The following is a 20,652-nucleotide window of genomic DNA, read 5'->3' as shown; positions in this document are numbered from 1 at the left end:
GGCCTGCGGTGAAGCGCCCCGCCAGCCTGAGAAGGCCTGTCCTCGAAGCGGTCTCGCAGGACGAGGACAAGCTCGTCCTGCGCCGCCCGCAGACCGGGCGCACGGCATACCGCGCGGCGAAGCGCTGCCTGGACGTGGCCGTGTCCGCGACCGCGCTGGTCCTGCTCTCCCCCGTCCTCGGGCTGGCCGCGCTCCTGGTGCGGCGCAGCTCGCCCGGGCCGGTGCTGTTCCGCCAGACCCGCGTCGGGCTGGGCGGCCAGCCGTTCACCATGCTGAAGTTCCGCACCATGGTCGACGGGTGCAGCGACGAGCTCCACCGGGACTACGTGCAGCGGCTGCTGGACCCGGACCAGCCCGCGCCCGAGCCGGCGGGCACCGTCTTCAAGCTGGAGAACGACCCCCGGCTGACGTCCGTGGGCCGCGTGCTCCGACGCACCAGCGTCGACGAGCTGCCCCAGCTGGTCAACGTCCTGCGCGGCGACATGTCCCTCGTCGGCCCGCGCCCGGTGCTGCCCTGGGAGGCCGCGCTGCTGGGCAAGGAGTACGGCCCGCGCTTCGACGTGCCCGCCGGCATGACCGGCCTGTGGCAGACGAGCGGCCGCAGCCGCCTGACGATGCGCCAGGCGCTCGACCTCGACCTGGAGTACGTCCGGCGGCGCGGCATGCTCGTGGACCTGGTGCTGCTGGCCCGGACCGTTCCCGCGCTGCTGCGCCCCGGGGACGCCGAATGAGACGCCCCGGCGCCCGCTCCAGCCCGAGCTGGGCCGAGGACGCGGCCGGCGACTCGGTCACCGTCGCCGGCTGGACCGTCGTCAGCCGGGTCACCGGGCTGGTCCGCATCGCCGCCATCGGCGCGGTGCTCGGCCCGACCGTGCTGGGCAACACCTTCCAGTTCACCAACTCGCTGCCGAACCTGCTCTACTACGGCCTGCTCGGCGGCTCCCTCTTCACCTCGCTGCTCGTGCCGGCGCTGGTGCACCACGTCGATGGTCGCGACCGCGCCGCCGCGGAGCGGATCGCCGGCGGGTTCCTGGGGATCGCGATGGCCGCCCTGCTGGTGGTCGTGCCGCTGGCCCTGCTGCTGGGCCCGGCCCTGCTCGCGGCGATGGCCCCCCACGGGACGGGCACGGCCGAGGGGCAGGAAGCGGTCGCGCGGCTGCTCTTCCTCATGTTCGTCCCGCAGGTGTTCTGCTACGCCGTGGTCGGCACCGCCACCGCCACGATGAACGCCCACCGGCGCTTCGCCCTGGCCGCGGCGGCGCCGGCGATGGAGAACGTCGGCATCATCGTCGTCCTCGCGCTGACCGCCGCCCTCATGGGGCAGGCGCCGGCCCGGCTCGATGCCGTGCCAGAGGGCGAGCTGCTTCTGCTCGGGCTGGGCACCACCGGGGCGGTCGCCGCGCACGCCGCCCTGCAGTGGTGGGGCGCCCGGCGGGCCGGCGTCACCCTCCGCCCCAGCGCCGGGTGGCGTGAGCCCGAGGTGCTCGCCGTGATCCGGCGGGCGCTGCCGTCCCTGGGGCAGGCGGGGGTGCTTGCGGTGCAGATGGTGGTCCTGCTCGCCGCGGCGAACCACGTGCGCGGTGGTGTCGTCGCCTTCCAGATGGCGCTGAGCTTCATCTACCTCGCGATCGCCATCGGGGTGACCCCGATGGCGGTCAGTGCGCTGCCCTGGCTGTCCCGCCTGTTCGTGCGCGAGCAGCCCGGGGAGTTCCGCGACATGTTCACCCGGTCGATGTCGCTGTGCCTGTTCGTGGCCGTGCCCGCCGCGGTCGGGTCGATGCTCCTCGCGCCGCAGCTGTCCCGGGTCGTGGCCGTCGGCCGCATGGGCTCCACCGCGGGAGTCACCGCCATCACGGCCTGCCTGGTCGCCCTGGCCACCTCGATCCTGGGCACCGCCGTCTTCCAGATCTGCAGCTACTCCTCCTACGCCCGCAAGGACACCAGGGCACCGCTGGTCGGTGCCGTGGTCCAGGTGCTCGTGTGCCTCGCCGGCACCGGCCTGTCGCTGTTGCTGCTCGACGGGCTGTCCCTGCTGGCCGGCCTGGGCGCCGCCTACTCCGTCGGCGCGGTGGCAGGCGCGCTGACGCTGTGGCTGCGCTTCCACGGGCACTCCCACCCCGGCCGCACGCGGCTCCTCCCCTCACTGGCCCGCACCCTGGCCGCGGCCGGCGCCATGGCCGTCCCGGTGTGGCTGGTCAGCCGCGCCCTGTCGGCGGCCCTCACCGGACAGTCCGGGGCGGCACTGACCGTGCTCGCCTGCGCCGTCCTGGGCATCGGCACGTATGCCGCCGCCTCCTCCGCCCTGCGTGCCCCCGAGCTCGGGCTGCTGCTGCGCAGCGTCGGCCGGCGCGGCCGCCTGCGGGGTGAGCTGACATGAGCCTGACCGTCAACCTGCACCGCACCGTCGCGCAGCGCGCCGCGGCCCGCTCCTGGCCGCTGCTGCTGCCGGTGCCTGCCGCCCTCGCGGCGTGGCTGGGCGTGTCCCACCCCCGCATCGCCGTGGCCCTGGCGCTGGTCGCCGTCGTGGCGGTGACGATCGCGCTGCGACCCGCGCTCGCGGCATACGCGCTGATCGTGGTGACCCCGCTGACCGCCGGCATCGACCGCGGCTCGGCGATCCCGCTGCTGCGCCCCAACGAGGCGATGGCCGCCCTCGTCGGCGGGGCGCTGATCCTGCGCTGGCTGGTGACCGCGCGCGAGGGCTGGCGGCTGCGGCTGCGGCTCACCCCGATCGAGTGGTCGCTGCTGGCCATGGCGGTGGCCAGCTCGGTCCTGCCCCTGATGTTCATGACGCTGCGGCAGCGGCCCATCACCTCCGACGACCTGCTCTATGCCCTGGTGATGTGGAAGTTCGCTGCCGTCTACCTCATCGTGCGGGTGAGCATCCGGACCGAGCACCAGGTCCGGTGGTGCCTCAAGCTGTCGATCGGGGTGGCTGCCGTCGTCGCCGTCATCGCGATCCTGCAGGCGCTGGGCCTGGCCCACGTGCGGGAGGTCCTGTCGACCTACTTCGTGCCCAACGGCAACGTCGGCGCGCTGGCCAACCCGCGAGGCGGCGCCACCCTGGCGCTGCCCGCCGCCGTCGCCGACGTGATGATCTACAACCTCGCCGTGCTGGTCGGCCTCTCGCGCCGGACACACCACGCGAAGGTTCTCGCCTGCTTCGGGGTGCTGTTCGTCATCGCGGCGGTGTCGGCCGGCGAGTTCTCCAGCGCGCTCGGCCTCGTGATCGGCGCCGTCGTCGCCGCGATCATCGTGCGTCGGCCCCGGATGCTGCTGCTCGGCCTGCCGCTCGGCGCCCTGGCCGCGCTCGTGGCGTGGCCGATCATCGCCGTCCGGCTCACCGGGTTCGGGACCGCCTCGGGCCTGCCGGACAGCTGGGCGGGCAGGCTGCGCAACCTGCAGAGCTACTTCTGGCCCCAGCTGACCGACCCCGGGAACCTGCTGCTCGGCGTGCGTCCGAGCGCCCGGGTCGTGGTGCCCTCGCAGGCCACCGGCTACGTCTGGATCGAGAGCGGCTACACCTGGCTGGTCTGGGGCGGCGGCATCCCGCTGCTGCTCGCCTTCGTGTGGTTCGTGTGGGCCTCGATCCGGCATGCCCGGGTGGTCAGCCGGGCCCGGCACGACGCGGTGGGCGCGGCAGCGACCGGCCTGCTCGTCGGCGTGGTCGTCATGACCGTGCTGATGCTCTTCGACCCCCACCTGACGTACCGCGGTGCCGCGGACGCCTTGTTCATCCTTGCCGCCCTCGCCCAGACCGGGCAGGGCCAGGGTTCCCCTCCCGCCCCGGAGGCGGCCAACACTGAGGAAGCGGTGGCGACATGACACTCACCCAGCTGCCCGGCGGCGGAGCCGTCGAGGACCGGCCGCGCAACCTGCTGCGCGCCCATGCCGGGCTGATCCTGGCGTTCACCGCCGTCGTCGGGCTCGGCGCGGCGGCCTACAGCCACACCCAGACACCGTCATACACGTCGGTCGCCCGGGTCATGGTCGAGCCGCAGATCCTGCCCAACGGTGGCGCGGCCCCCGCACCGGACATGGGGACCGAGAAGGCGCTCGCGCTCTCCAGCGCTGTGGCGGCCGAGGCGGCCGACACGCTGCAGGTGTCACCGTCGGACGCCTCGCACGGCGTGGACGTGGCCGTCCCCGTGGACACGCACGTCCTGGAGTTCCGGGCCACCGAGGCCACCCCCGAGGCGGCCCAGCGCGCCGCGGACGCCTTCTCCACCGCCTACGTCGACTACCGCGCGACGGTCGACAGCGGCAGCGGCCGGCCGGTCCCGCAGAAGGCGCAGGTCATCTCCCCGGCCACGGAGCCCACCGCGCCGACCGGGCCCAGCGCCCTGCTCCAGGTCGGGGCGGCGGTCCTGCTCGGGCTGGCCCTGGCGATCGGCGCCGCGGCCCTGGCGGACCGGTGGGACCGGCGGGTGCGCGGGGCCGGTCGCCTGGCCGCCCTCACGGGCACGCCCGTGCTGGCGGTCCTGCCCCGTCCGCGGGTCAAGGGCGCGCGCCGGCTCGTGCTGGCCTCCAGCCCCGAGTCCTCCGTCGCGGAGTCCTACCGCTTCCTGCGCACCCGGGTCCTGGACCCGATGCTGCCGCTGGGCAGCACGACCGTCGTCGTCTCGTGTGCCGACGACCGGGACCGTGAGGCCCGGGACGTTGTGGCCGCCAACCTCGCCGCCGCCGCCGCGGAGAACGGCTGCACCGTGGCAGTCGTGGCCGACCCGCCGTCCCGCTCGGCCCTGGAAGGGCTGCTCGGCGCCGGGGTCCCGTTGCTCGAGCTGTACGACGCGGCGGGGCTCGGCCCGTCCCTGCACGAGCTGTCCCAGACGCACGACCTGGTCCTGGTGCAGGCCGCTCCGGTGACCGCCTCCGCGGCGACCATCGGCGCCCTGCGCCAGGGCGACCTGGCCATCCTGGTCGCCGACACGCGGCTGTCCGACCGCGACGCGGTCCGTGCCGCGCACCGCCTGGCCAGGGAGGCCTCGGTCGGGCCGGTGTGGAGCCTGCTGACCGTCGGCTGCAGCGCCCGACGGGCCGGGGTCCGGCGCCGTGCCCCACGCGGGACCGCAGTGTCCGCCGAGGAGTCCCGGCAGCTGGCGCGCGTTGCCGACGATGCCGGGCGCAAGGGGGTCGCGTGAGGCGCACGGCGCGCCGGCACGTGCTGCTCGTCGTCGAGAACGTCTCGCTCGCGCGGGACCACCGGCTCCGCAAGCAGGCGTCGTCCCTGCACGCGGCGGGCTACGAGGTCACGGTCATCTGCCGGCGCGACCCCGGCAACGCCCTGCCCGGGGTGCGGGTCCTGGACTACCCCGCGCCACCGGACGGGCGCAGCCACCTGGCGTTCCTGCGGGAGTACGGCTGGTCCTGGCTGATGGCCGCGGCCCTGACCTGGCGGGTCTGGCTGACCCGGCCGTTCGGGGTCATCCAGGTCTCCGGCACCCCGGACATCTACTTCACCCTCGCCGCACCGTTCCGGCTGTTCGGGGTGACGGTGGTCCAGGACCAGCGGGACCTGTCCCCGGAGGTGTACGTCGCGCGGTACGGCGGCGCGGGCGGCCTGGTGCACCGGCTGCTGCTGGCCTGCGAGCGCACCAGCTTCCGCCTCGCCGACCGCGTCGTGACCGTCAACGAGACGCTGCGCGCGGTGGTGACCGGACGCGGCGGGCTGCCCGACGAGGCCGTCACCGTGGTCGGCAACGGCCCGCGGCTGGAGCGGGTGACCCCGGCCCGCGAGCCTCGTCCGGGCGGGGCCACCTGCTGCTGGGTGGGCCTGATGGGCCCGCAGGACCGGCTCGACCTCCTGGTCGAGGCGCTGGCCCGGCTGGTCCACGAGTGCGGCCGCACCGACGTCCGCGCCGTCCTCATCGGCGACGGGGAGTCCCGCCCCGACACCGAGGCGCTCGTGGAACGCCTCGGCCTGCGCGATCACGTCGAGCTCACCGGCTGGCTCGACGAGGCCGGGGTCTTCACCCACCTGGCCGCGGCCGACGTCGGCCTTGAGCCCAACATGGGGCCGGAGGTCAGCCCCGTGAAGGTGATGGAGTACATGGCCTCGGGGCTGCCGTTCGTCGCCTTCGACCTGCGCGAGACACGGGCCCTGGGTGGGGACGGCGGCCGCTACGCCACGCCGGGGGACGTCGCCGCGTTCGCCGCCGCCATCGACGAGCTGACCCGCGACCCGGGGCTGCGGGCACGGCTCGGCGCCGCCGGGCAGCAGCGGGTCCGGGACCACGTCGCGTGGGAGCACCAGGAGGCGGCGTACCTGCGCCTGTTCGCCGACCTGCTGCCGCTGCGCGCGCCCGGGGTGGAGGTGCCGGCATGACCCGGGCCGCGCACGTCACGCCGCTGCGCCGGGCCCGCCACCTGGCCCGGGTCCGCCTCTCGGAGAGCCCGACGCTCTACCTGCCGATCGCGCGCCGCCGCTACCCCGGGCCCAGCCCCGAGGTCATCGGCGACGCGACCGAGATGGTCGTCGACGGCTACACACGCTGCGGCAGCACCTTCACCGTCTACGCCTTCCAGCTCGCCCAGCCGCGCCCGGTGCGCCTGGCCCACCACCTCCACGCCAGCGCCCAGCTCGTGGTGGCGGCCCGGCGCGGGCTGCCGACCCTGGCGGTCATCCGGGCTCCCCGTGGCGCGGTCTTGTCCCAGCTGGTCCGGGAGCCGCACGTCGACCTGCGCGACGTGCTCGTGGCCTACGCCCGCTTCTACGAGCAGCTGCTCCCCCACCGGGACGCCATGGTCGTCGGCGAGTTCCAGCAGCTGACGCATGACCTGGCCGGCGTGGTGCGCCGCGTCAACGACCGGTTCGGCACCGACTACGCCGAGCCGTCGCTGGACGAGGAGCAGCGGCGGGAGTGCACCGAGCTGGCGACCGCCCGCTCGAGCCTGTCGCCGGTGCTGCTCGGTTTCGAGTCCGGGACGGTCAGCCGCGAGCAGCTGCGCGCCGCGCGCACCACGGTCGGTGCCGGCGTGAGCTACGGCGGGACGGCGCCGGCCACGCAGGCCCTCTGGGTGCCCTCGGCCGAGCGCGAGCAGGAGAAGGCCGCGCTGGCCCAGGCGTGGGAGGAGGCCTCCCCCCGCCTGCGGTATCGCGCGCAGCTCGCCTACGAGCGCTTCGCCGGGGCCGACGCCCAGCCGCCGTCCTGAGCGACGAGCGGGGCGTGGGCCTCTGGAACGGGCGGCCCGGGCCGTGGATCCCCCGCCACCGGGCGCCCCGGGCCGTGGCCGGGACCGCGCTCGCGTGCGATGCTGGGAGCGTGGGAGGCACGGGGGTAGTCGGTGCGCTCGGAGGCGGCGAACCACAGCGGGTCGGGGCGTTCGTCTACGCGGTCACGGACCAGCGGTGGACGTGGTCCGAGGACCTCTACCGCATCCTGGGCTTCGCCCCGGGCGAGGTGGTGCCCAGCACTGATCTGCTGCTGGCACACCGGCACCCGGACGACGACGAGTCCGGCACCGCGGTGGTCCGGGCTGCCCTGCGCACCGGTGTCCCCTTCAGCGTCCGCCGCCACCTGGTCGACGCGCGGGGCACGACGCGCACGGTCGTCGTCGTCGGCCGCGGCCGGGTCCCTGACGGTGACCTGACCGAGGTGCACGGCTACGTCGTGGACGTCACCGAGGCGCTGGCCGAGGACGTGCGCGAGCAGGCCGACGTCGCCATCGAGGCCGCCCGCGAGCACCGCGGCGCCCTCGAACAGGCCAAGGGTGCGGTCATGCTCGCCTTGGGGGTCGACGCCGACACGGCCTTCCACCTGCTGGCCGCGAAGTCGCAGGCCGCCAACGTCAAGGTGCACCGGGTCGCCGAGGACCTCGTCGCACAGCTCGGCGCCGGCAGCGCACCCACCACCGCCGAGGCGATGACCGACTGGCTGTGCACCGAGGCCCTCGACTCCTTCGAGCGGCACACCGACACGAGCGCGCGGACCCCCATCTCCGCCGAGAGGGACGTCCCTCCGGGTTTCAGGTGACCTGAAACCGGAGGAACGTCCCTCTCGGCAGGTGCTCTGCCCCCCCCCCCCCCCCCCCGCGTCCGGTCGACGGCGCTGCGCGGTCAGGGGTCGGCCGGGTGGCTGGCAGCACCCGCACCCCGGCAGGCACGAGGACCGGAGCCGATGTCTCAGGTGGCTCCGGTCCTCGGCTGGACGGCGAGCGTCAGTCCTTGAAGGCGTCCTTGACCTTCTCGCCTGCCTGCTTGAGGTTGGCCTTGGTCTGGTCGCCCTTGCCCTCGGCCTGGAGGTCGCGGTCGCCGGTCGCCTGGCCGACCTTCTCCTTGGCGGCGCCGCCGATCTCCTCGCCCTTGTTGCGGAGCTTGTCCTCGTTGCCCATCACTTCTCCTTTGGTCGAGCCGGATGTGGCACCTGCCTGCGCCGTACGGCGTGGCAGGGGTTCAGTGGTTGCGCAGCGCCGTGACCAGCTCGGCCTTGCTCATGGAGGACCGTCCCTCGATGCCGACCTCGCGCGCTCGCTTCAGGAGCTCGTCCTTGGTCCAGTCCTCGTAGTCGCCGTGCGAGCCGCCCGTGCGGCCGACCGAGGAGCGCGAGCTGCTCGCCGCCGCGTTCGCGATGCGTGCGGCCTTCTCCTTGCTGGCTCCGTCGTCGCGCAGCGCCTCGTAGAGGTCCTTGTCCTTGACGCTGGGTCCCGGGTCCTTGCGGGGCATCTCCCCACCTGCCTTCCCTCTCGTACAGGTCAGCCGTGCCTGTTCCGTACCCGACCGGCCGACACCCAAACATCCCCCGCATGGTCTGGTGCCGTCCGGGTACAGGAAGGCGAGACCACGATCCGCGGAGAGAGGTGACCTGCATGCAGGAGCACGAGCTGGCCGCCCTGGTCGGCATGACCGCCAGGGCCCAGGACGGGGAGAAGATCGGCCGCATCGAGGAGGTGCTGTCGGAGGAGCACAGCCAGGAGGGCACCTGGCTACGGATCCGCACCGGCCTGCTGGGCCGGCACGACACTCTCGCCCCGGTCTCCGGGGCCCGGGTCGAGTCCGGCGACGTCGTGCTGCCCTATGGCAAGGACACCGTCGTGCAGGCGCCGACCCTCGACGGAGGCTGGCCGCCGTCCTTTGACGATGCGCAGAGCCTGCACCAGTACTACGCCACCACCTGGATGGACGGGCAGGCCGGCACCGACGGCGCGAGCCACGTGGCGGGGACCGCCTACACCCGGCCCGACCCGGCCGACGGCATCGCCGACCCCGCGAGCGTGGCCGGGCGCACGGGCGCCCGTGAGGGGAGCGACGCACTCGGTCAACCCCGGGTCACCGACGGCCCGAAGCGGTATGACGAGCTGATCGAGCCCCGTGACCAGGCTGACGGCCGGGGCAGCAGGGACCAACGCGACGGATGAGCCGCCCGTAGGGCGCCGTGACCGGCCGCCCCATGGGTATGGTGCGGGTGAGGTCCAGCAACGGCCCACCCCTGCTCCCCCCGGGATGCGCCATGACTGCGTTGCTGACCATCTGCTGCCCCACCTCCGCCCGGACCCGCGAGGCCGGGACTGACGCGGCTGGGACACGCGAGGCACGGACCCGGCAGCTGCTTGACCTGTTGGCCCACGAACAGGACCCTCGCGTGTGCCGCGAGATCCGGGACGAGGTCGTCTGCTGCAACCTCGACGTGGCCTGCGCGATCGCCGCCCGCTACCGCGGTCGCGGGCTCGAGCCCGACGACCTGCGGCAGGTCGCGATGGTGGGGCTGGTCAAGGCGGCGCAGCGCTTCCACGCCGGCGCGGGCGACAGCTTCCTGGCCTTCGCGCGGCCGACCATCCTCGGCGAGATCCGCAGGCACTTCCGGGACGCCGGCTGGGCGGTGCGCCCACCACGACGGCTGCAGGAGCTGCATGCCGACATCCGGGCAGTCGCCGGCACGCTGGAGCAGGGCCTCGGGGCTCCGCCGAGCACCACTCAGCTCGCCGACGCACTGGGCACCGACGAGCGCTGGGTTGCGGAGGCGCGGGGCCTGCCCGGCTGCTACTCCCCGACCTCGCTGGACGCCAAGCGGGACGAGCACCAGCGAGCCCTCGGCGACGAGCTGCCTGACCCCGGCGGCGACCCCAGCGCCATCGTGGTCCAGCGGCTGGCCCTGACGACCGCGCTGCGGACCCTGGACGCTGCGGACCTGCGCCTGCTGCGGCTGCGCTTCGAGGAGGAGCTGAGCCAGGAGGAGATCGGACGTCGGCTCGGGGTCAGCCAGATGCAGGTCTCGAGGCGGCTGCGCCGGGTGCTCGGTCGCCTGCGTGACGAGCTCGAGGCAGCCTGACTCAACGTCGCAGGCACCGCATCGCGTCGCGGCCACCGCCGAGACCGGCGTTTGGGCCGGGCCGTCTGCGGGCACGGGACCCGCGAGGAGGCGATGACATGACCCTGAGCCCTCAGGCCACCATCCCGCCGAACGACCCGCCGAAGCCCACCCCGCCGGGCCCGCAGCCGCAGCCGCCGCCGGCGCCCGAGCCGCCCGGGCCGGGGCGGGACCCTGTGCCTCCCGTCGAACCACCGCTGCAACCGGACACCCCGCCTGCCTGAGCCGGCTGCGCCGGGCAGCACACGCTAACCGTCGCCGAGCAGGACCTCGAGGTCACGCAGGTCGGAGACCGTGGAGGTGACCTCCGGCGGCACCTCGCGGCGCTCCCGGTGGCCCCACACCGCCTGCCAGCCGGCCGCGCGGGCGGCGAGCACGTCGTGCCCGACCGAGTCGCCCACCATCACCGGCTGCTCCGGCCGCGCGGTCGGGCCTCACAGCTCGGACAGCACCCTGGCCCGCTGGGCGTTCCACTCCTCGTCGGTGATCGCGCCGGACCGGTGCAGCGTGTCGAGCTCGGCCAGGCGCGCAGCGGTGGTCTTCCCCTCGCCGGCCGGCGCCAGCAGCGCGGACCTCCGCAGCTGTCCGGCGAGCTGGATGTCCCCCGCCAGAGGGTCCAGCCCGGCCCGCCTGGCAGCCTTCGCCCGATAGGCCACCGTCGCGAACACCGCCACGAAGCCCAGCACGACGAGCGTGACCACAACACCGAAGAACAGCCTGAAGCCCGACGGGGCACCACCCAGCGGGTCGAGGCCTGCCATTGACACCATCGCGTCTCCTCTTCTCCGGCGCCGAACGCCCCGGTCCCCGCTGGCCCGCGGAACGGCGCCGGCCAGGCGTCGCTGCGACCCACGGATCCTCGCACCACATCCCTCGCGATGGGCGCTGATCGGCCCAATGAAGAGGGTCGCGTCAGGTCCAGGTCGCGCGCATGCCGTTCCGGAGGTCGTCGAGCATGCCCTGGTGCGGGGCGAAGACCGGGCCGGGCAGGTCGTCGAGCGCGAACCAGCCCAGGCCGACCGTCTCGGCCCCGTCCACGGTCAGGGTGCCGTCGACGACGGTGGCAGTGAGCACGACGACCACCGCCTGCACGACGTCCCCGTTGGCGTAGGTGTGCGTCGTGCCCGTGTAGACGCCCAGGAGCCCCTCGGGCCGCACCCGCAGGCCGGTCTCCTCGAACGTCTCGCGGACGGCCGTGGCCTCGATCGTCTCCCCGAGCTCCATCGCGCCCCCGGGAAGGCCCCACGGGCCGTCAACGTCACCTCGCTGCTGCATCAGGACGCGGCCCGCGTCGTCGAGCACAGCGCAGCCGGCGCACGCCAGGATGAGCGGGTCGTGGCCGACCTTCCGGCGCAGCCCTTCGATGTAGCCGATCTCGCTCCCCATGGCCGGCGACCCTAGGGCATGCTCCAGCGCCCGCCGGTTGCGGGCAGAATGCCGGGCGTGAGAACGCATCGGGGGGACCCCGGCGAGGACCTGGTGGTCGGCCCGGCCCCCGGCGTCCGGCAGCCGCTGGCCATCCCGGCGGCCGAGCTGCGCGAGCGGTTCAGCCGCTCCTCCGGACCGGGCGGCCAGGGCGTCAACACCACCGACAGCCGGGTCGAGCTGCGCTTCGACGTCGCCGGCTCCACCGCGTTCACCGACGACCAGCGCACCCGCCTGCTCGACGCGCTGGCCAGCCGGCTCGCGGGCACCGAGCTGGTCGTCACCGCCTCGGAGCACCGCGCCCAGCGCCAGAACCGCGCGGCCGCCCGGGCGAGGCTCGCGGCATACCTGCTGGAGGGGCTCGCCCCTCCCCCGGCATCGCGGCGCGCGACCCGCCCCACGAAGGGCTCGCAACGACGGCGGCTGGAAGGCAAGCGGCGCCGCGGCGAGACCAAGTCGCTGCGCGGCCGCGTGCAGGACGGCTGAGCCCGGACAGGGGACGAAGTCCCTGTCCGAGCGGTCAGGGCCGGCGAAGACTGGCTGCGTGAGCACGTACACCGGACATCCCGGAGAGGACCTGTTCATCCACCCGGCCCCGGGGCTGCCTGACGGCCTGAGGGTGCGCGACGAGGACCTGCAGGAGCACTTCTCGCGCTCGACCGGACCTGGCGGGCAGGGGGTGGACACCACTTCGGCCAAGGTCGAGCTGCGCTTCGACGTGCCGGAGTCCCGCTCCCTGAACGCGGACCAGCGGCGCCAGGTCGAGGAGTACCTCAGCCCGCGGCTGCACCACGGGGTGCTGGTCATCCAGGCCCATGAGCACCGGTCCCAGTGGGAGAACCGCGTGGCGGCCCGGGAGCGCCTGGTGCACCTGCTGTGCGAGGCGCTCGAGCCGGCCCCGCCGGACCGCTGGCCGGGGGCGCCCAGCCACGAGTCGGACGACGCACGCATCGCGAGCAAGAAGGAACACGCGCGCACCAAGGCCCTGCGGGCACCGGTGCAGCCGGACGAGGAGTGAGAGGCGTCGGGCGGCATGCGCCCGCGGGAAGGGAGCAGTCAATGTCCAACCAGGGCAACATGATGGACACCGCGCAGGCGCGGCTGGAGTCGGTCAGCCGCGGTTCGGCGATCCTGGTCGGCATCTTCGGCGCCGTCACGGTCGTCGTCGGTGTGCTCGCGATGATCTGGCCCGGCAAGACGGTCGTCGTGCTGGCGCTGCTGTTCGGCATCCAGCTCGTCGTCGCCGGGATCATCCGCTTCGTCGAGGGCCTGGCACGCACCGAGGAGAGCGGTGGCACGCGGACCATGCTCGCGCTGCTGGGCGTGCTCTCGGTCATCGTCGGTGTCTGGGCGATGCGCCACCTCGGCCTGACCGTGCTGACGCTGGCGCTGGTGCTCGGCATCTACTGGATCATCCACGGCATGATCGAGGTCTTCGTCGCCATCACCGACCACGGCGCCGAGTACCGCGGCACCCACGCCGCCCTGGGCGTGCTCAGCGTCCTCGCCGGCATCGTCCTCGTGGCCTGGCCCGGGGTCTCCCTCGCCGCGCTGGCGTGGGTCACCGGGCTGTGGCTGGTCGTGCTCGGCATCGGTGAGCTGGCGCTGGCGTTCCGCCTGCGCCGTCACGGTGCGGCCATGGGTCCGGCCGCGCCGATCCAGCCTCGTCCCGCGTGAGACGAGGCATCCTGGGCCGGCCGGGCTTCGTGCCCGACCGGCCCAGTCCTGTGCGTCGCAGGTGACGGTATGCCTGACGGCCGGGTGGGCCGCGGCGGCCGGAGCCCGCTCAGGTCAGGTCCCAGGCCTCGATGTCGGTCTGGCGGTGGATCAGGCCGTTGTCCGCGACGGCGAGGTGCACGTGCTCGAGCACACGACTGCCGTCGGGCCGGGTGAGCACGAGCCGGAACCACACGTTCGGCCCGCTCATCGCGGTGTCCTCCACCTCCATGCCGTAGTCCCCCGCGCAGACCGAGCGCAGGCCGGCGTGGATGGCGATGTTGCCCTGCATGCGGTGCGGGTGCGACGGCGGCTGGTCGTGCCGGAACTCCAGCCACTCCGCGTCCTCGTCGAAGTAGTCCGACCACCGGTCGGCGTCCTTGGCCCTGACCGCGGCGGTGAAGCCCTGCAGGTCGAACGTGCGCGGCGGGATGATCGTCTGCTGGTGCTGTGCCATCTGCGGATCGTGGCGCCGCCGCCGTGGGGTGTCATCGTCCGCGAGGAGTAGTCCCGGCGGTCAGGCGACGGTGACGGTGATGCTGTGCCAGCCGGTCGCACCGTCGGGCTCGGGCGGGGCCTCCTGCTGGGTCTGGACCTGGCCGTCGGCGTCCGTGGCGCGCACCGTGATCCGGTGGTTGCCCTTCGGGGCGTCCCACTCCAGCACCCACTGCCGCCACGAGTCGATCGTCGGCTCGGCCGCCAGCCGCGCCGGCTGCCAGGGCCCGTCGTCGATGCGCACCTCGACCTTGTCGATGCCGCGGTGCTGCGCCCACGCCACGCCGGCCACGGCCACCCTGCCCGCCCTGACCTGGTCACCCGAGCGCGGCACGTCGATGCGGGACTCGGTCTTGACCGGCCCCTTGGCCGACCAGCCCCGCGGGGTCCAGTAGCCCGCGTCGTCGGCGAACCGCGTCACCTTCAGGTCCACGACCCACTTGGTCGCCGAGACGTAGCCGTAGAGGCCGGGCACCACCATCCGCACCGGGAAGCCGTGCTCCACCGGCAGCGGCTCGCCGTTCATCGCCACCGCGAGCAGCGCGTTGCGCTCGTCGGTGAGCGCCGTCAGGGGCGTCCCGGCGGTGAACCCGTCGACGCTCGTGGACAGCACCATGTCGGCGGTCGGGTCCGGCCGGGCCATCGCCAGCAGCTCCCGGATCGGCCAGCCGGTCCACACCGCGTTGCCGGCCAGGTCACCACCGACCTCGTTGGACACGCAGGTCAACGTGACGAGCGCCTGCCGCATCGGCTTGGCGAGCAGCTCGTCCCAGGTGATCGTCACCTCCTCGCCGACGAGGCCGTGGACGCGCAGCTTCCAGCCGGCCGTGTCGACCTGCGGCACGACCAGGGCGGTGTCGATGCGGTAGAAGTCCGCGTTGGGCACCACGTAGGGCGTGATGCCGGGCAGCTTCAGGTCGGCGGTCGCGGGCACGGTCACCGGGTTGGCCACCGGCGGCACGGCGACCTTGGCCCGGGCCGCTGCCGCGCTGCTGCCCGCCCCACCGACCGCCCGGCCCAGCGCCCCCGCGGTCGCGGCAACGGCCGCCAGGCCCGCCCCGCCGACGAGCAGCCTGCGTCGTTCGAAGCCGCCCGGGCCGGAGCCCGCCTCCTCGGCGCGGGCGTTCAGCCCCCACAACGTGTTCAGGGCCCACAGCCCGGCCAGCACCCCGGCGAAGGTGGGCAGCACGTCCAGCGGCGCGGCGTGCGGCCGGGACAGCACGGCCGCGGCGCCGACCGCACCGAGGACGACGAACCCCACCAGCCCGGCCGTATGCCGGGTCGCGCCGACCGCGCCCAGCACCGCGCACAGCGCGGTCAGGACCACGGCGATGCCCACGAACAGGGCCGCTTTGTCGTGGGTACCGAACGAGCTCACCGCGAGGTTCTTCAGCCACGGCGGGGTGCGGTCGACGAAGGCGCCACCCACGGCCACCACCGGCGACGGCGTCCCCGAGGACAGGCCGGCCCGGACCATGAAGCCGGCGACCAGCTCGGCGACGCCCAGGGTGACGGCACCGGCGATCACCCCAGCCAGGGCAGGACGAGCTCGCTTCACCCTCACAGCCTGTCATTCGTGGCGGCCGGGGGCGTGGATTGGCCGGTGACGCCTCGCTAACGGTTGAGGCCGGCGGCCCGCTTCAGCGCCAGGCGCACGTGCGGCGCCAGTGCCCGGAACGCGATGCCCCGGTGGGAGATCGAGTTCTTCTCCTCCGGGCTCAGCTCGGCGGCGGTCCGGCCGTCCTCCACGACGAGGATCGGGTCGTAGCCGAACCCGTTGGTGCCGCGGGGCTCCCGGGCGACGCGACCCGGCATGCGGCCCTCCTCGACGACGACCTCGCCGCTCGGCAACGCCAGGACCGCGGCGCAGACGAAGGCCGCGGCGCGCTCGTCGTCGGGCACGTCGCCGAGCTGGGCCAGCAGCAGCTCCAGGTTGGCCCGGTCGTCGCCGTGACGGCCGGCCCAGCGGGCGCTGAACACGCCGGGCGAGCCGCCGAGCACGTCGACGGCCAGGCCGGAGTCGTCGGCGATGGCGGGCAGGCCGGTGGCCTTGGCGACGGCGACCGCCTTGAGGGTGGCGTTCTCGGCGAACGTCACGCCCGACTCCACGACGTCGGGGATCTCCGGGTAGGCGTCCAGCCCGACGACCTCCAGGCCGAGCTCCTCGACGAGGCCGTCGAGGATCTGGCCCAGCTCGCGGACCTTGTGTGCGTTGCGGGTGGCCAGGACGAGCCGCGTCACGCCGCGCCCCCGGCCAGCGCCACCTGCTGCAGCTTGGTCAGCTCGGCGCAGCCGGCGCCCGCGAGGTCGAGCAGCTGGGCGAGCTGGGCGCGGTCGAACGGCTCGGCCTCGGCGGTGCCCTGCACCTCGATGATCCGCCCGTCGCCGGTCATCACGACGTTCATGTCGGTGTCGGCGCCGGAGTCCTCGATGTAGTCCAGGTCCAGCACCGGGGTGCCGTCGACGATGCCGACGCTGATCGCAGCCACCGAGCCCTTCAACGGCTGCGCGCTGGCCTTGACCGCACCCTCGCGGCGGGCCCACTCGATGGCGTCGGCGAGCGCGACGTAGGCCCCGGTGATCGCCGCGGTGCGCGTGCCGCCGTCGGCCTGCAGCACGTCGCAGTCCAGGACGACGGTGTTCTCCCCCAACGCCTTCGTGTCGACCACGGCGCGCAGGCTGCGCCCGACCAGCCGGCTGATCTCGTGGGTGCGGCCGCCGATCTTGCCCCGCACCGACTCCCGGTCGGAGCGGGTGTTGGTGGCCCGCGGCAGCATGGCGTACTCCCCCGTCACCCAGCCCTCGCCGCTGCCCTTGCGCCAGCGCGGCACGCCCTCGGTGAACGACGCCGCGCACAGCACCCGCGTGCGGCCGAACTCGACGAGGACGCTCCCCTCGGCGTGGTCGAGCCAGTTGCGGGTGATCCGGATGTCGCGCAGCTGGTCGTTGGCGCGGCCGTCGTGTCGAGTCATGCGCCCAAGGCTAGGCGAGGGCACTCACAGCTCGTAGGCCGTGTCCGGCACGGCCAGCTCCACCTCACCGGGCCAGACCCCGGCAGCCTGGGCACGGCATACCTCCGGGTCGTTCCACGCGGGGATGTGGGTGAGCATGAGGCGCTGCACCCCGCCGGCGTCGAGTGCCGCCCGGGCGGCGCGGCTGCCGGAGAGGTGGATGCCCTCGACGTCGTCGCGGCCGTCGACGAAGGCGGCGTCGGCCAGGACCAGGTCGGCGCCGTGCATGAGCGGGGCGAGCGCGTCGCAGCTGTCGGTGTCGCCGGTGTAGGCCAGCACCGCTCCGTCGGCCTCGACCCGCAGGCCGTAGGCCTCGATCGGGTGGTTCACGCGGTACGGCGTGACCGTGAACGGGCCGACCTGCACCGGCCGGCGCTCCTGCAGGTCGCGGTAGTCGAACTCCGCGGCCATGGCATCCGGCTCGTCCAGCCCGTAGGCCTCGGTCATCCGCGGGCCGGTGCCGGTAGGCCCGTGGACCGGGAGCGGGGTCTTGGCCGCGCCCTCGGGGTGGTAGCGCTGCACCACGTAGAGCCCGCACAGGTCGATGCAGTGGTCGGGGTGCAGGTGGGAGAGCACGACGGCGTCGATGTCGCGCGGGTCGATGTGCCGCTGCAGGGCGCCGAGCGCGCCGTTGCCGAGGTCGAGGACGAGGTTCCAGGTGCGGCCCTCGTGCTCCGACTGGACCAGGTAGCTCGAGGCCGGCGAGGTCGGGCCGGCGAACGAGCCGGAGCAGCCGATGATGGTCAGCTTCATCAGGACGCCACCTCTGCGGCGTGGGCGGAGACGACCTCCGGGCCGAGGAAGCGTCGGGCGAGCCGCTCGAACTCCAGCGGGTCCCCGGTCGTGAGGAACTCGTGCGTGGGCGGGGGCAGGTCGTCGGGGCGCAGGGCGCCACGGTCGGCGAGCGTGCGGAAGACGTCCTTGGCGGTCTCCTCGGCGGAGGAGACGAGGGTGACGTCCTCGCCCATGACGTAGGAGATGACGCCGGTCAGCAGCGGGTAGTGCGTGCAGCCGAGGATGAGGGTGTCCACGCCGTGGGCGGCCACGGGCTCGAGGTAGTCGTGGGCGGCCTGCAGCAGCTCCGGGCCCGAGGTGATGCCGGACTCGACGAACTCGACGAACCGGGGGCAGGGCTGGCTGGTCACGTGGATCTGCGGGGCGGCAGCGAAGGAGTCGACGTAGGCGTGGCTCTGGTGCGTGGCTGCCGTGGAGATGATGCCGACGCGGTTGTTGCGGGTGGCGGCCACGGCCCGGCGCACGGCGGGGCGGATCACCTCGACCACGGGGACGTCGTAGCGCTCCCGGGCGTCGTGGAGCATCGCCGCCGACGCGGTGTTGCAGGCGATGACGAGGACCTTCACGCCACGGTCGACCAGCCGGTCCATGCACTCCAGTGCGTAGGCCCGCACGTCGGCGATGCGCTTGGTGCCGTAGGGCTGACGGGCGGTGTCGCCGAGGTAGACGACGGACTCATGCGGGAGCTGGTCGAGCACGGCACGCGCGACGGTCAGCCCGCCGTAGCCGCTGTCGAAGATCCCGATGGGTGCATCTGTCACCTTTCGAGGTTAGACGCGGTGACGTGACGACTTGCCGCCTTCCGGCGTCACCTCCGTCACACCGGCGGCCGGATTCCCGGTTGGCCGAAAGATTCACCACATCGGGGCGTGGTGAAGCCTTCGCCCTGTCCACATGGTTCGCCTCGGGAGTCCCACGATCCACAGGTGCGCACGCCCGCCTGTCCCCGGGTGCCGGTCTTCGTGATGGTGGGGCGCATGTCGAACCGAGAGCTCGCACGCCACCGGGCCGAGCAGCTGTCCCGTTCACAGGCTGGTGCGGTCAGCCGGAGGCAGTGCCTCGCCGTGGGCATGACCCCCCGCCAGGTGGAGTGGCTCGTCGGATCAGGCCGGTGGCGCATGGCGTTCCGCGGCGTCTACGTCACGCACATGGGCCCGGTCGAGTGGCTCACCCGAGCCGGCGCCGCGCTGCTGGCCTGTGGCGACGGGGCGGCGTTGTCCCACGCCAGCGCCGCACGGGTCAACGGGCTCACGGACCGCGACCCGCCTGGGGTCGAGGTTCTGGTGCCCACCCACCGCCGCGTCGTCGGCCGCTGGGCGGTCGTCGTCAGGACCCGCCGCGACCTCGACCAGAGCGTCCGCCGGGGCACCTGGCCGCCCCGCACCAGCATCGAGGACACGGTCCTGGACCTCACCGCCGCGGGAGACGCCGACGAAGCGGTCTCGTGGGTCGCCAAGGCGTGCCAGCGCAGGCTCACGAGCCCCGCCCGGCTCGGCGCTGCCCTGTCCCGGCGCGGTCGGCACCGGTGGGGCGCCCTGCTCCGCCTTGCGCTGGACGACGTGGCGGACGGCGCCGAGAGCGTCCTGGAACTGCGGTACGTCAACGGGGTCGAGCGGCCACACGGGCTGCCGGCGGCGACGCGACAGCAGCGCGCGATGCGAGCCGGGCGCCGCTGGCGCGACGACAACGCCTATGAGCGGCAGCGTGTCCTCGTCGAGCTCGACGGTCGGGTCGGCCATGTCGGTGAGGGCGCCTTCCGCGACCGGTCCCGCGACAACGGGGCGCTGCTCGACGGGTGGGTGACGCTCCGGTTCGGCTGGCAGGACGTGACCCAACGCCCCTGCCTCGTCGCTGCCGACGTGGCCAAGGTCCTTCGCGACCGGGGCTGGGCCGGACGAGCCAGACGGTGCGGACCCCGATGCCTGCTCCACGCAACCGCCTGAGTGAAGACTTGACCACGCCCGGGTGTGGTCAAGTCTTCACCCAACGCAGGGTCAGGCGCGGCGGGCGGTGACCAGGAGGTACTCCCACTCGGTGACCGGCTCACGCCGGGCCAGCTCGGCCAGGTCGTGGTCGAGGGCGGCCACCCTCTCGGGGTCGTCGGCAATCGCCCGGTAGGTCGAGATCGTCGGGCCGTAGCGGGCCTTGAAGTAGTCGCGGAACTCCTCCGGCGTGGCGAAGTGGTCCACGCGCAGCCGCTGCCGGCACACCTCGACCCCGCTCACCCGGTCACCGAGCAGTGCCCGCACGTGCTCCTCGCTGCCCCACAGCGGCGGCGGCTGCGCGCCCGGCGGCGAGGCCGGGGCATACGGCTTCATCGTGGCGAACATCCGGCCGATGAAGCCCTCCGGGGTCCAGCTGAGCAGCCCGACCGTGCCACCGGGGCGGCAGACCCGGACCAGCTCGTCGGCGGCGGCCTGGTGGTGCGGCGCGAACATCACGCCGACGCAGGACATGACCACGTCGAACGCGCCGTCGGCGAACGGCAGCTCCTCCGCGTCCGCCTCGCGCCACTGCAGCTGGGCGCCCTGCGCGGCCGCGACGCGACGCCCGGTCTCGAGCAGCTCGGGGGTCAGGTCGCTGGCCACCACCTGGGCGCCGCCGAGCGCGGCGGGGATGGCGGCGTTGCCCGACCCGGCGGCCACGTCGAGCACCCGGTCGCCGGGACCGATGCCACAGGCCCGCACCAGGGTCGGGCCCAGCTCGGCGATGATCTCGTCCGCCAGGGCCGGGTAGTCACCCAGTGCCCACATGGCCCGGTGGCGGGCCTTCAGCTCGCGGTCGGCCTGCACCGCGTCGGTCGCTGTCGTCATGTCGTGCTCCTTGCGAGGTCGTCCCCTGCCGTGGCAGTTCCACGTCGACGACGCTAGGAAGGCGCGGTCCCCGCTCCTAGTACGAGATCTGTA

General features: G+C 73.9%; 24 protein-coding genes and 1 pseudogene. 13 read left to right on the top strand and 12 right to left on the bottom strand.

Features of this window, described 5'->3' with window-relative positions; genetic code table 11:
• The first annotated feature begins 8 nt into the window (after positions 1-8).
• The 7 genes from FB474_RS04490 (at position 9) to FB474_RS20625 (ending at position 7,973) form a co-directional block, all read left to right on the top strand.
• Positions 9-731, top strand: coding sequence for a sugar transferase (locus FB474_RS04490; protein ID WP_221632426.1), 723 nt, complete (start codon positions 9-11; stop codon positions 729-731).
• On the top strand, positions 728-2,377 hold the full coding sequence (gene murJ, locus FB474_RS04485; protein ID WP_141787563.1) for a murein biosynthesis integral membrane protein MurJ: 1,650 nt from the start codon (positions 728-730) through the stop codon (positions 2,375-2,377). Before FB474_RS04490 ends, murJ begins: the two co-directional genes overlap by 4 nt.
• The gene (locus tag FB474_RS04480; RefSeq protein WP_141787562.1) at positions 2,374-3,825 is read left to right on the top strand and encodes a hypothetical protein; all 1,452 of its coding nucleotides are present in this window, start codon (positions 2,374-2,376) and stop codon (positions 3,823-3,825) included. Before murJ ends, FB474_RS04480 begins: the two co-directional genes overlap by 4 nt.
• A complete protein-coding gene (locus FB474_RS04475) occupies positions 3,822-5,141 on the top strand; it encodes a Wzz/FepE/Etk N-terminal domain-containing protein (protein WP_141787561.1) in 1,320 nt (439 codons plus the stop codon). The genes FB474_RS04480 and FB474_RS04475 overlap by 4 nt, the downstream gene beginning before the upstream one ends.
• Positions 5,138-6,325, top strand: coding sequence for a glycosyltransferase family 4 protein (locus FB474_RS04470; protein WP_141787560.1), 1,188 nt, complete (start codon positions 5,138-5,140; stop codon positions 6,323-6,325). The genes FB474_RS04475 and FB474_RS04470 overlap by 4 nt, the downstream gene beginning before the upstream one ends.
• Positions 6,322-7,152 carry a hypothetical protein gene (locus FB474_RS20630; RefSeq protein WP_185746035.1) on the top strand — a complete coding sequence of 277 codons (831 nt, stop codon included), beginning with the start codon at positions 6,322-6,324 and terminating at the stop codon, positions 7,150-7,152. Before FB474_RS04470 ends, FB474_RS20630 begins: the two co-directional genes overlap by 4 nt.
• Before the next feature lie 110 nt (positions 7,153-7,262).
• Positions 7,263-7,973, top strand: coding sequence for a PAS and ANTAR domain-containing protein (locus FB474_RS20625; RefSeq protein WP_185746034.1), 711 nt, complete (start codon positions 7,263-7,265; stop codon positions 7,971-7,973).
• 184 nt (positions 7,974-8,157) lie between these two features.
• Here the strand turns inward: FB474_RS20625 and FB474_RS04460 are convergent, their stop codons facing one another.
• Complete coding sequence (locus FB474_RS04460) at positions 8,158-8,331, bottom strand: CsbD family protein (RefSeq protein ID WP_141787558.1); 174 nt, start codon at positions 8,329-8,331, stop codon at positions 8,158-8,160.
• A 61-nt stretch (positions 8,332-8,392) separates the two neighbouring features.
• Positions 8,393-8,662 (bottom strand): Rho termination factor N-terminal domain-containing protein, encoded by a 270-nt coding sequence (locus FB474_RS04455; RefSeq protein WP_141787557.1) that lies wholly within the window; start codon positions 8,660-8,662, stop codon positions 8,393-8,395.
• Positions 8,663-8,805: 143 nt separating this feature from the next.
• Here FB474_RS04455 and FB474_RS04450 point away from each other — a divergent pair, with 143 nt between their 5' ends.
• Both FB474_RS04450 and FB474_RS04445 read left to right on the top strand, forming a co-directional pair.
• A complete protein-coding gene (locus FB474_RS04450) occupies positions 8,806-9,354 on the top strand; it encodes a PRC-barrel domain-containing protein (protein WP_185746033.1) in 549 nt (182 codons plus the stop codon).
• Positions 9,355-9,446: 92 nt separating this feature from the next.
• Positions 9,447-10,265: a sigma-70 family RNA polymerase sigma factor gene (locus tag FB474_RS04445; protein WP_141787555.1), complete on the top strand. Its 819-nt coding sequence runs from the start codon at positions 9,447-9,449 to the stop codon at positions 10,263-10,265.
• Positions 10,266-10,552: 287 nt separating this feature from the next.
• On the opposite strand, the pseudogene FB474_RS04440 reads toward FB474_RS04445, so the two are convergent.
• From FB474_RS04440 to FB474_RS04430, 3 genes and pseudogenes are all read right to left on the bottom strand, one after another.
• Positions 10,553-10,717 (bottom strand): annotated as a pseudogene (locus FB474_RS04440) (HAD hydrolase-like protein); the annotation flags it as partial.
• 21 nt (positions 10,718-10,738) lie between these two features.
• A complete protein-coding gene (locus FB474_RS04435; RefSeq protein WP_141787553.1) occupies positions 10,739-11,074 on the bottom strand; it encodes an SHOCT domain-containing protein in 336 nt (111 codons plus the stop codon).
• A gap of 142 nt (positions 11,075-11,216) precedes the next feature.
• Positions 11,217-11,690, bottom strand: a complete 474-nt coding sequence (locus tag FB474_RS04430; RefSeq protein ID WP_185746032.1) for an NUDIX hydrolase — start codon at positions 11,688-11,690, stop codon at positions 11,217-11,219.
• Positions 11,691-11,747: 57 nt separating this feature from the next.
• Here FB474_RS04430 and arfB (FB474_RS04425) point away from each other — a divergent pair, with 57 nt between their 5' ends.
• From arfB (FB474_RS04425) to FB474_RS04415, 3 genes are read left to right on the top strand one after another with little or no spacing between them, the layout of a single operon-like run.
• Positions 11,748-12,215, top strand: a complete 468-nt coding sequence (gene arfB / locus FB474_RS04425; protein ID WP_246092043.1) for an alternative ribosome rescue aminoacyl-tRNA hydrolase ArfB — start codon at positions 11,748-11,750, stop codon at positions 12,213-12,215.
• Positions 12,216-12,273: 58 nt separating this feature from the next.
• Positions 12,274-12,747 (top strand): alternative ribosome rescue aminoacyl-tRNA hydrolase ArfB, encoded by a 474-nt coding sequence (arfB, locus tag FB474_RS04420; protein WP_246092042.1) that lies wholly within the window; start codon positions 12,274-12,276, stop codon positions 12,745-12,747.
• 41 nt (positions 12,748-12,788) lie between these two features.
• Entirely contained in the window at positions 12,789-13,406 is a 618-nt protein-coding gene (locus tag FB474_RS04415) for an HdeD family acid-resistance protein (RefSeq protein WP_141787550.1), read from the top strand.
• Positions 13,407-13,515: 109 nt separating this feature from the next.
• Here FB474_RS04415 and FB474_RS04410 read toward each other — a convergent pair whose 3' ends face one another.
• The 6 genes from FB474_RS04410 to murI are packed head-to-tail and all read right to left on the bottom strand — an operon-like array spanning position 13,516 to position 18,507.
• Complete coding sequence (locus FB474_RS04410) at positions 13,516-13,902, bottom strand: nuclear transport factor 2 family protein (protein WP_141787549.1); 387 nt, start codon at positions 13,900-13,902, stop codon at positions 13,516-13,518.
• Between the two features lie 60 nt (positions 13,903-13,962).
• Complete coding sequence (locus tag FB474_RS04405; RefSeq protein WP_246092041.1) at positions 13,963-15,498, bottom strand: molybdopterin-dependent oxidoreductase; 1,536 nt, start codon at positions 15,496-15,498, stop codon at positions 13,963-13,965.
• Positions 15,499-15,554: 56 nt separating this feature from the next.
• On the bottom strand, positions 15,555-16,181 hold the full coding sequence (gene rdgB, locus FB474_RS04400) for an RdgB/HAM1 family non-canonical purine NTP pyrophosphatase (protein WP_141787548.1): 627 nt from the start codon (positions 16,179-16,181) through the stop codon (positions 15,555-15,557).
• Positions 16,178-16,912: a ribonuclease PH gene (rph, locus tag FB474_RS04395; protein ID WP_141787547.1), complete on the bottom strand. Its 735-nt coding sequence runs from the start codon at positions 16,910-16,912 to the stop codon at positions 16,178-16,180. The genes rdgB and rph overlap by 4 nt, the downstream gene beginning before the upstream one ends.
• A 24-nt stretch (positions 16,913-16,936) precedes the next feature.
• The gene (locus FB474_RS04390; protein WP_141787546.1) at positions 16,937-17,704 is read right to left on the bottom strand and encodes an MBL fold metallo-hydrolase; all 768 of its coding nucleotides are present in this window, start codon (positions 17,702-17,704) and stop codon (positions 16,937-16,939) included.
• A complete protein-coding gene (gene murI, locus FB474_RS04385; protein WP_141787545.1) occupies positions 17,704-18,507 on the bottom strand; it encodes a glutamate racemase in 804 nt (267 codons plus the stop codon). The genes FB474_RS04390 and murI overlap by 1 nt, the downstream gene beginning before the upstream one ends.
• A gap of 216 nt (positions 18,508-18,723) precedes the next feature.
• Between murI and FB474_RS04380 the strand changes: the two genes are divergently transcribed.
• Positions 18,724-19,689, top strand: coding sequence for a type IV toxin-antitoxin system AbiEi family antitoxin domain-containing protein (locus tag FB474_RS04380; protein ID WP_141787544.1), 966 nt, complete (start codon positions 18,724-18,726; stop codon positions 19,687-19,689).
• A 51-nt stretch (positions 19,690-19,740) separates the two neighbouring features.
• Here the strand turns inward: FB474_RS04380 and FB474_RS04375 are convergent, their stop codons facing one another.
• Entirely contained in the window at positions 19,741-20,559 is an 819-nt protein-coding gene (locus FB474_RS04375; RefSeq protein WP_141787543.1) for a class I SAM-dependent methyltransferase, read from the bottom strand.
• Between the last annotated feature and the right edge of the window lie 93 nt (positions 20,560-20,652).

Origin of the sequence: Oryzihumus leptocrescens, from assembly GCF_006716205.1 — a bacterium.
Classification (GTDB): Bacteria; Actinomycetota; Actinomycetes; order Actinomycetales; family Dermatophilaceae; genus Oryzihumus; species Oryzihumus leptocrescens.
The sequence above is the reverse complement of the archived record's forward strand: the minus strand, read 5'-3'. Positions and strand labels throughout refer to the sequence as shown.